Below are 8807 nucleotides of genomic sequence, written 5' to 3' on the forward strand. Positions count from 1 at the left end.
GTGAGTTTCACCGGCTTGTCATCGGCGATTGGTCCGAGTTTCAGCTTGGCCATCTCAACCTCCCTGCGGGGCGATCACCAGATCGCGGGTGACGAGCACGCGCACCGGAAAGCCCGGGCGGATGGTCAGGGTCGGCGGCACCTCGAACTCGCGCTCGACGATACGTTGACCGGCCTCGGTGATGGTGCCGACAGCGCCGTCGCGGATGGCGCGGGCGAGGCGGTCTTCCTCGTCCACCGCCAGTTCCGCGCCGATGGCGAGCAGCGTGGAGAGGCCCGCGGCGCGCGGGACACCTGCCCAGTGATGATCGACGCGGTCTTCGAGCCCGGCATACCCGGCGGTATCGGCTCCGGGCTGGCGCTCGAGCACGAGCGAGCGGCCATCGGGGAAGATCAGCCGCGTCCAGACCAGCAGCACGCGGCGCTGGCCGAAGGTGACGCCCGCGTCGTATTCGCCGATGAGCCGCGTGCCCTGCGGGATCAGCAGCAGGCTGCCGGTCGGGCTGTCATAGACATTCTGGGTCACCTGCGCGGTGATCTGGCCGGGCAGGTCCGAGCGGATGCCGGTGATCAGCGCGGCGGGGATCACCGATCCCGCCTGCAGGAGCCAGGGCGAGGCCGGGGCCTCGACGCGGTCGGGGGAGACGGTCCGGCGGTCGGCGGCGGAGTTCAGGAAGGCGCGGCGCGCGTCGGTTTCCGGTGTGGGTGCCGGGCCGGTCAGGCCGGGGGGAATTATCCCTGGCACGGCGGGTGCAGCGCGGGTCTGGAAGAAAAGCCCGCTCATCCGCGCGGCATCGAGCTCGGCCAGGCGCGCCTGTTCCTCGGGGTCCATGGCGGGCGGGGTCAGCGGCGGGGGCGCGACCGGCAGGCCCCTGCGCTGCGCGTCGAGCATTGCACCGCCGAGATCGCCCGGCAGCGGCGAGCCGAGGCGCGGGATGGCCTCGTAGCTCGTGGGCAGGCCGCGCAGCCCGTCGGCGGGCTGGCGGCGGTCGGTGGAGATCAGCTCGGTCGGCGCGCCGGTGCGGTCGGGGGCCTGCAGGGCATAGATCAGCGCGCCGCCGATGCCGAGGCCGGCGGCCACGCCCAGCCCGGCGATGACCTTGCGCGAGAGGCGCGTGACCCGCGGCGGATCGGCGCGCAGGCGCATGGCGGTGCGCGGCGGCTGCAGGACCACCGGCAGGATCGCGGTCCAGCGCTCGGTACGGGCGAGCTGGCCGTCGGTGTAATGGCGTTCGACCCAGGCCCCGGACGCCCTCGACGACGCGGGCCAGATGCCAGGCGATCTGCGGATCGCTGGGCTGGAAGCTGGCCGCAGCGGCCTCGACCGCGCGGGCCTCGCCATGGCGGTCGATCTCGACGACCCAAGGGACAACAGTGCCGCGCGCCGACTGCCAGACCAGCGCCCCGGCGAAACCGCCCGCGAGGATCAGGCAGCCGAAGGCCATCAGCCGCCAGTTCTTCGCCTGCACGCGGGCCGTGCCCATGCGCTCGTCCCAGACCTGCGCGGCCTTCTGGTACGGGGTCTCGGGTTCGGGGGTCTTGCCGTAATGGGCGGTGGATCGTTTGAAGAGGCTCATCGGCGACGTCCTTCGGAGAGGGAAACGGAAGCGCCACCGCCGGGGCTGTCCCCGGCGCGCAGCGCATGGCCGGCGGCGCTGAGGCCCTGGCGCATCATCTGGTTGCGGTGGATGGCGCGGGCCCAGGCGGGCGGGCTGTCGGGGTTGGCGGCAGCCGTGGGCGCGGTGGCGCCCCCGATGCTGCCCATGGAGGAGGTGCCGCCGGTGGCGGCGAAGCTGGCGCGTGTCCCGGCGGCATGGCTTGCGCGCGCGCCGGAGGCGATGCGGGCGGCCGCGTTGCGCAGAGGCGAAATCGCAGCGGAGCCTGCGGCCGTGGCCACACCCCCCAGACCCGAGGCGACACTGCCTGCGCCCGACTGACCCATAGCGCCGAGGCGATAGGCGGTCGAGGCTGCACCTGCGGTGGCGATCCCGCCGCGCCCGGCGGCAAGACCTCCGGCCCCCAGAGCGCCCGCGCCGCGTGCCGCGAGAAGCGCCCCGCCACCGGCGGCCACCGCCGCGCCGCCGACCGCGACACCGGTACCGACAGCCGCGCCCGCGCCCAGCTGCGGGCCGCCCGAGACAAGACCTGTGGCAATGCCGGGGCCGAAAATGGAGAGGCCCAGCAGCGAAAGTGCGGCCAGCACGATGGCCATGGCCTCGTCGATGGTCGGGGTCGCGCCGCCGAAACCTGCGGTGAACTGCCCGAAAAGGGTCGAGCCGATGCCGATGATCACCGCGAGCACCAGCACCTTGATGCCCGAGGAGACGACGTTGCCCAGCACCCGCTCGGCCATGAAGGCGGTCTTGCCGAAGAGACCGAAGGGGATCAGCACGAAGCCCGCAAGCGTCGTCAGCTTGAACTCGATCAGCGTCACGAAAAGCTGCACCGATAGGAGGAAGAAGGCCAGCAGCACCAGCGCCCAGGCGAAGAAGAGGCAGGCGATCTGGATAAAATTCTCGAAGAAGGCGACGAACCCCATCAGGCTGGAGATGGCCTCGAGCAGCGGGCGGCCCGCATCGAGCCCGGTCTGTGCGACGCGGCCGGGGCGCAGGAGGTCGGCGGGCGAGAAGCCGGTGCCCGACGCCAGCAGCCCCAGCCCCGCGAAACTGTCAAAGACGATCGCGGCGAGGCTGTTCCAGTTGGAGATCAGAAAAGCGAAGATGCCGATGAAGAGCGTCTTCTTCACCAGCCGGGCAATGACATCGTCATCCGCGCCCCAGGCCCAGAAGAGCGCGGCCAGCGTCACGTCGATCACGATCAGCGTGGTGGCGATGAAGGCGACCTCGCTGCCCAAGAGGCCGAAGCCGCTGTCGATATAGGCGGTGAAGACCCCGAGGAAGTTGTCGATGACGCCGGTGCCGCCCATGGTCTAGTCGCCAAGTGTCGCGGGCGGGCGGCCGAGGAAGCGCTCCCGCGTCTCGGCCCAGACCGCGAGGCAGCCGGGATCGCGCGCCGCGGCCTCGCCCATGGCCTGACAGCGGCGCTGCTCGGCGCGCAGGGGATCCTCGGCCGGGGCCAGAGCGGGGCCGGTGCGCGCAGGCGCGGTGCGGTCCCCGCGGGTCATCTGCACCGCCGCTGCGGTCAGCGCGGCGGCGGCAAGGATGATCGCCGCAATGCTGGCTGTGCTGCGCGCGTCCATCGCCCCGGCCCCGTCAGTTGTTGAACATCCGGGCGCTGCCGGGCTGATAGCCCGCGCCCGGGGTCAGGAAGCGCTCGCACTGGATGCGGCCCTGTTCGGCGGCGGCGGCGCGTTCGGCTTCGGCCAGGGCTGCGGCGCGGCCATTGGCGGCGGTCACCGCGACCAGATCGGCGATCTGCTGGGATTGCAGCGCAAGAAGCTGGTTGCCCGCCTGCGCCGCCTGCAGCGCGCCGACCGCGTTCTGGCTCGCGCCCACCAGCGCCGCCATTTCCGCGCGCTGGCCGTCGAGATTGCCGACGACCCCGGCCTGCACACGCATCGCGTCCTGCAGCCCGCCGACCGTGTTCTCCCAGCGCGCGCGGGCATCGGCCAGAAGCTGGGCCTCGGGGGCGGCCATGGCGGTGCCGCCATATTGCTCCTGAAACATCCGGTCGATGGCCTGAACATCGAAGGCGATGTTCTGCGCCTGCGACAAAAGCTGGCGGGTGCGATCGACATTCTGCTGGAGCGCGGCAAGCGAGGAATGCGGCAGGCTCGCGAGATTGCGGGCCTGGTTGATCAGCATCTGCGCCTCGTTCTGCAGCTGGGTGATCTGGTTGTTGATCTGCTCCATGGCCCGGGCGGCCGAGAGGATGTTCTCGGCATGATTGCGCGGGTCGTAGACGATCCGGCCGAAGCCGCCGAAGAAGGCCTGCGCGGGGCTGGGGGCGAGGATCGTCACGCCCGTAGGCGCGGCCAGAGCCAGCGCCAGGGTCGAGGCGCCGGCGAGATGGGTGATGCGGGTCATGGTTGGGGCTCCTCTTCGGGTTGGGGTTTGGGATCGGATGCCGGGTCCGGCGTTGCCGGGTCTGTCTGCAGGTCCGTCTCGAGGTTCGGCAGTTCCGGGATCAGGTCGGCGGCCCAGCCCGCGCCACGCGCGTGCAGCCAGGCGGCGAGGAAGCCGTCGCGGCCATGCTCGGAAAGGATCGCGGCGATCTGGGCCTGATCGGCCTTGGAGGAGGCCGCACAAAGCGCGAGGCCGACCTCAGAGAGGCCCAGCTCGAACAGCCGGTTGCCGCGCCGCGACTGGCAGTAATAGTCGCGCTTCGGCATGGCGCGGGCGACGATCTCGATCTGGCGGTCATTGAGCCCGAAGCGGCGGTAGATCGCGGTGATCTGCGGCTCGATGGCGCGTTCATTGGGAAGGAGCAGCCGCGTCGGGCAGCTTTCGATGATCGCGGGCGCGATGGCGGACGCGTCGATGTCGGACAGCGACTGGGTCGCGAAGATCACCGCGGCGTTCTTCTTGCGAAGCGTCTTCAGCCATTCGCGCAGCTGGCCCGCGAAGCCCTCGTCATCGAGCGCGAGCCAGCCCTCGTCGATGATCAGAAGCGTCGGGCGGCCACCCAGCCGGTCGCCGATGCGGTGGAAGAGATAGGAGAGGACGGCAGGTGCGGCGGCGGTGCCGATCAGCCCCTCGATCTCGAAAGCCTGAACCGGGGCCGTGCCCAAATCCTCGATCTCGGCATCCAGAAGCCGCCCATGCGGCCCGCCGAGGCAATAGGGCCGCAGGGCCTGTTTCAGGTCAGACGATTGCAGCAGCACCGCAAGGCCGGTGATCGTGCGTTCGCCGATGGGGGCCGACGCGAGCGAGGTCAGCGCGCTCCAGAGATGCTCCTTCACTTCGGGCGTCACGGTGACGCCCTCGCGGGCAAGGATCGCGGCGATCCAGCCCGCGGCCCAGGCGCGTTCCGTCCCCTCGTCGATGCGGGCCAGGGGTTGCAGATAGACCCCGGCCTCTGCCCCCTCGGTCAGCGCGCCGCCCAGATCATGCCAGTCCCCGCCCATGGCGAGGATGGCGGCCCGGATCGAGCCCCCGAAATCGAAGGCGAAGACCTGGGCCCCCGGATAGCGGCGGATGCGCGCGACCATGCGCGTGGCTTGGACCTTGTCCATCAGGATCGCGCGCGTGGCCCAGCGATAGGGGAAGGCCAGGCGGTTCAGCTCATCGAGGATCCCCGGCGTGGTGGCGGTGGGAAAGCCCGAGAGCGTCAGGATGCGCAGATGCGCCGCACCCAGCCGGGGCTCCAACCCCGTGGTCAGCGGCTGATCGGCCAGCAGCGCGTCGAGATAGACGGGAGTTTCCGGCACGCGCACGCGCTGCGCGTGGGTCGAGATGGTGGAATGCAGATAGGTAAGCGTCTCGGCGTCATCCAGCCAGCGGCATTCCGGCATGAACCCGTCGAACAGCGCCAGCACCCGGTCGGTGCGGTCGATGAAGCCGCGCAGCACCTCGCCCGCGTCGATGCCCCGGGTCTCGCGGCCCTCATAGAGCCAGGTCTCGGCGCGCGCGGCCTCCTCGGGCGGCGGCAGGTAGAGGAAGGTCGGGAAATAGGCCGACTGGAAATGCGCGCCCTGTTCGGCAAAGCCTGCGCGGCGCTCGGCATCCAGCAGCGCCGAGGCCGGATCGGGAAAACGACTGTCGGGATAGTCGGCGGCGGGCAGGCGATGCGCCTCGACGAAGATCGCCCAGCCCGAGCCGAGGCGGCGAAAGGCGCTGTTGATCCGGCCTGCCACGGCGACCAATTCGGCCGCGACCGCGCTGTCGAGGTCCGGGCCCCGGAAGCGCGCGGTGCGCTGCAGGCTGCCATCCTTGTTCAGCACCACACCGGGCGCGACCAGCGCGGCCCAGGGCAGGTAATCGGCGAGGCGGGTGGCTTTGCGGCGATACTCGGCAAGATGCATCATGGCGGTGCCCTCAGACGTCCAGATGGCCGGGCAGTCGCAGGTGCCGCCGCCAGACCTCGACGAAAAGCGGATCGCGCCGCGCGGCCCAGACGGCCAGCAGATGCCCGATCAGCCAGATCGCGATGCCCGCAGCACAAAGCTGCAGGCCAAGACCGATCGCGCCAGCAAGCGTGCCGTTCAGGATCGCAAAGGCCCTTGGGGCACCTGCGAGCAGGATCGGCTCGGTCAGCGCGCGGTGGACCGGGACGGTGAAGCCGGTGACGGCATCAGGCTGTTCGAAACCGGATTCCATGCTCTGAACACCGCCCCGCCGCCGAAGCTGAAGAAGCTCAGGAAGAAGGAGCTGGCCGCAAAGGCGATGGAGATGCCGAAGACGATCTGAATAAGCCGCCGGAACCCGCCCGAGGTGTCGCCGAAGGCCAGCGTCAGCCCGGTCACGATGATGATGATCACCGCGATGATCTTGGCGACCGGCCCCTCGATGGATTGCAGGATCGCTTCGAGCGGCGCCTCCCAAGGTATCGACGAGCCCGCCGCGCGGGCGGGCGCGGCCAGCATCAGGCTGACGCAGGCGAAGGTGGCGGCATGGGCGGCCTGGCGGCAAAGGCAGTGGAGGGTTCGGGTCATGGGCTGTCTCCTGATGTGTCGGGGGCCGCAGGCGGGGCGGCCGGGGTGAGGTGGTAATCGCCCGCGGGGCCGAGGCCGGTGACGCGGGCCAGTTCGGTGAGGCGGCGCGCGCTGCCGCGCCCTGACAGGACGGCTATCAGATCAATGGTCTCGGCGATCAGGGCGCGCGGCACGGTCACCACGGCCTCCTGGATCAGCTGCTCCATCCGGCGCAGGGCACCAAGCGCCGAGCCTGCATGGATCGTCCCGATCCCGCCCGGATGGCCGGTGCCCAGGCCTTGAGCAGGTCCAACGCCTCGGCCCCGCGCACCTCGCCGATGGGGATGCGGTCGGGACGCAGGCGCAGCGCGGAGCGGACCAGATCCGAGAGCGTCGCCACCCCGTCCTTGGTGCGCAGCGCCACGAGGTTCGGGGCCGCGCATTGCAGCTCGCGCGTGTCCTCGATGATCACGACGCGGTCGGCGGTTTGCGCGACCTCGGCCAACAGCGCATTGGTCAGCGTGGTCTTGCCCGTGGAGGTGCCCCCCGCGACGAGGATATTGGCCCGCGCGGCAACGCCGTCACGCAGGGCACTGGCCTGCGCCTCGGTCATGATCCCGGCCGCGACGTAATCGGACAGCCGGAATACTGCGACGGCGGGCTTGCGGATAGCGAAACAGGGTGCTGTGACGACGGGCGGCAGCAGCCCTTCGAAACGCTCACCGGTCCCGGGCAGTTCCGCCGAAACCCGGGGCCGCCCGGTATGGACCTCGGCCCCGACATGATGGGCCACCAGCCGGACGATCCTCTCGCCATCCTCGGGCGAGAGCGTGGCGCCGCTGTCGGCCAGCCCCTCGGACAGCCGGTCGATCCAGAGCCGCCCGTCGGGGTTGAGCATGACCTCAAGGGTCATGGGGTCTTCGAGCGCCCGCGCGATGACGGGGCCGAGCGCGGTGCGCAGCATCCGCGCCCCCCGCTCGCCCGCCTGCGGCCTCCGTTCGACCTCTGCCATGCTGTCCCCGCTCCTGTTCTGGCCTGCCAAGGGGCGGCCCTGGATCGGGGTCCATCAAGAAAGCCGGAAACGGGCGGCGCTCAACAGCGCATCAAGGGGCGTAGGGCTCTGGCGTGCAAAGACAGGCGAAAGGGTTGGAGGCGTCATGGCGCAGGCGGGACCAGACCGGCGCACGCACCGGGAATTGCCTTTTGGCAGATGATGGTTACATCGATGCTAAAGGAGACACCCATGCAGTTCGCCACCGTCCAGCCGATCACCGCCCGCCCCGACCATCCCGTGATCACGGATGCCGGGGCCGCAGCGCTGGCGCGGGCCACGATCAACCTGTTCCGCGCCTGGGGCCTGAGCGATGCCGAGGCGCGGGTGCTTCTCGGCGACATGGCGCAGCGCACCTGGGCGCGCTGGAAGGCGGGCGATATCGGCCGGATCGACCGTGACCTGCGCGCGCGCATGACCATCCTGATGGGGATCCACAAGGCGCTGCGCACCATCTTCACCGACCCCGCGCGGGGGTATCAGTGGATCCGCAAGCCGAACGCGGCCTTTGCCGGGCTGTCCGCGCTGGACGTCATGCTGCGCGGCGAGATCACCGACCTGATCGACCTGCGCGCCTATCTCGATGCCGAGCGGGGCGGCTGGTGACGGTGCCCACGGCCCGCGTGACCTGGCCTCGCACCGTCCGCATCATCCGCTCTATCCACCTGCCCATCGACCTGTTCGAGGACATCTCCGATCCCGCCGATTGGGAGGCGCTGGCCTCCGCCGAGGCCAAGTTCAATCCGTGCATCCGCGACAGCATCGGTGATCTGTCGAAGGTGCCGGTCGCGCGTCGCGTTACGGGGCCCGGTGCGAGCTGGGTCATGGCACCCTTCGTCCATTGCTCGCCGCTGCGGCCGGGGCGGTTCTCGGAGGGCAGTTTCGGGCTCTACTACGCCGGCGACCGGACCGAGGTGGCGATCGCCGAAACCATCCACCACCACGCCCGCTTCATGCGCGCCACGGAGGAAGCCCCCGGCTGGACATCGCAATTCCGCGAGCTGATCGGGTCCGTGGATGCCGATCTCGACGACGCCACCGGCCGCGCTGATCTGCTCGATCCCGACGACTACCGCCCCTCGCAGATCTTCGGCGCCGAGCGCCGCGCTGCCGGATCGAACGGCATCGCCTGGCCCAGCATCCGCTACCCGGGCGGCCAGTGCATCGGGGTGTTCTGGCCCGACGTGATCCCGATCCCGACGCAGGGCGGGCATTTCGCGTACCA

General features: G+C 70.4%; 9 protein-coding genes and 3 pseudogenes. 2 read left to right on the forward strand and 10 right to left on the reverse strand.

Features of this window, described 5'->3' with window-relative positions; genetic code table 11:
• The 10 genes and pseudogenes from ENN83_RS17105 to trbB form a co-directional block, all read right to left on the reverse strand.
• Window positions 1–53: DUF2274 domain-containing protein (locus ENN83_RS17105; protein ID WP_414707618.1), on the reverse strand; the 53-nt coding region annotated here is incomplete at its 3' end.
• Between the two features lies 1 nt (window position 54).
• On the reverse strand, window positions 55–1146 hold the full coding sequence (locus tag ENN83_RS04250; RefSeq protein WP_287184425.1) for a TrbI/VirB10 family protein: 1092 nt from the start codon (window positions 1144–1146) through the stop codon (window positions 55–57).
• Window positions 1126–1576: pseudogene (trbF, locus tag ENN83_RS04255) on the reverse strand (conjugal transfer protein TrbF); the annotation flags it as partial. The pseudogene trbF and the gene ENN83_RS04250, both read right to left, overlap by 21 nt.
• On the reverse strand, window positions 1573–2925 hold the full coding sequence (gene trbL / locus ENN83_RS04260; protein ID WP_287184407.1) for a P-type conjugative transfer protein TrbL: 1353 nt from the start codon (window positions 2923–2925) through the stop codon (window positions 1573–1575). The pseudogene trbF and the gene trbL, both read right to left, overlap by 4 nt.
• A 3-nt stretch (window positions 2926–2928) precedes the next feature.
• The gene (gene trbK-alt / locus ENN83_RS04265) at window positions 2929–3198 is read right to left on the reverse strand and encodes a putative entry exclusion protein TrbK-alt (RefSeq protein WP_287184410.1); all 270 of its coding nucleotides are present in this window, start codon (window positions 3196–3198) and stop codon (window positions 2929–2931) included.
• A gap of 13 nt (window positions 3199–3211) precedes the next feature.
• Entirely contained in the window at window positions 3212–3985 is a 774-nt protein-coding gene (gene trbJ / locus ENN83_RS04270) for a P-type conjugative transfer protein TrbJ (protein ID WP_287184413.1), read from the reverse strand.
• Window positions 3982–5925 carry a hypothetical protein gene (locus ENN83_RS04275; RefSeq protein ID WP_287184415.1) on the reverse strand — a complete coding sequence of 648 codons (1944 nt, stop codon included), beginning with the start codon at window positions 5923–5925 and terminating at the stop codon, window positions 3982–3984. Before ENN83_RS04275 ends, trbJ begins: the two co-directional genes overlap by 4 nt.
• 10 nt (window positions 5926–5935) lie before the next feature.
• Entirely contained in the window at window positions 5936–6217 is a 282-nt protein-coding gene (locus ENN83_RS04280; protein ID WP_287184418.1) for a VirB3 family type IV secretion system protein, read from the reverse strand.
• Window positions 6218–6225: 8 nt separating this feature from the next.
• Window positions 6226–6552, reverse strand: a pseudogene (locus ENN83_RS04285) (TrbC/VirB2 family protein); the annotation flags it as partial.
• Window positions 6549–7495, reverse strand: a pseudogene (gene trbB / locus ENN83_RS04290) (P-type conjugative transfer ATPase TrbB). The pseudogenes trbB and ENN83_RS04285, both read right to left, overlap by 4 nt.
• A 279-nt stretch (window positions 7496–7774) precedes the next feature.
• On the opposite strand from trbB, the gene ENN83_RS04295 reads away from it, so the two are divergent.
• Complete coding sequence (locus tag ENN83_RS04295; protein ID WP_287184421.1) at window positions 7775–8188, forward strand: MbcA/ParS/Xre antitoxin family protein; 414 nt, start codon at window positions 7775–7777, stop codon at window positions 8186–8188.
• The coding region (locus ENN83_RS04300; protein ID WP_287184423.1) for an RES family NAD+ phosphorylase at window positions 8185–8807 on the forward strand (623 nt) is incomplete at its 3' end. The genes ENN83_RS04295 and ENN83_RS04300, both read left to right, overlap by 4 nt.

This window comes from Rhodovulum sp., from assembly GCF_011048875.1.
Classification (GTDB): Bacteria; Pseudomonadota; Alphaproteobacteria; order Rhodobacterales; family Rhodobacteraceae; genus Rhodovulum; species Rhodovulum tesquicola.

Bases quoted from the DNA above. Each gene is read 5' to 3' on its own strand.
- ENN83_RS04250 (WP_287184425.1), bottom strand. From the start codon at position 1,146: ATGCGCCTGCGCGCCGATCCGCCGCGGGTCACGCGCCTCTCGCGCAAG.
- trbL (WP_287184407.1), bottom strand. From the start codon at position 2,925: ATGGGCGGCACCGGCGTCATCGACAACTTCCTCGGGGTCTTCACCGCC.
- trbK-alt (WP_287184410.1), bottom strand. From the start codon at position 3,198: ATGGACGCGCGCAGCACAGCCAGCATTGCGGCGATCATCCTTGCCGCC.
- trbJ (WP_287184413.1), bottom strand. From the start codon at position 3,985: ATGACCCGCATCACCCATCTCGCCGGCGCCTCGACCCTGGCGCTGGCT.
- ENN83_RS04275 (WP_287184415.1), bottom strand. From the start codon at position 5,925: ATGATGCATCTTGCCGAGTATCGCCGCAAAGCCACCCGCCTCGCCGAT.
- ENN83_RS04280 (WP_287184418.1), bottom strand. From the start codon at position 6,217: ATGGAATCCGGTTTCGAACAGCCTGATGCCGTCACCGGCTTCACCGTC.
- ENN83_RS04295 (WP_287184421.1), top strand. From the start codon at position 7,775: ATGCAGTTCGCCACCGTCCAGCCGATCACCGCCCGCCCCGACCATCCC.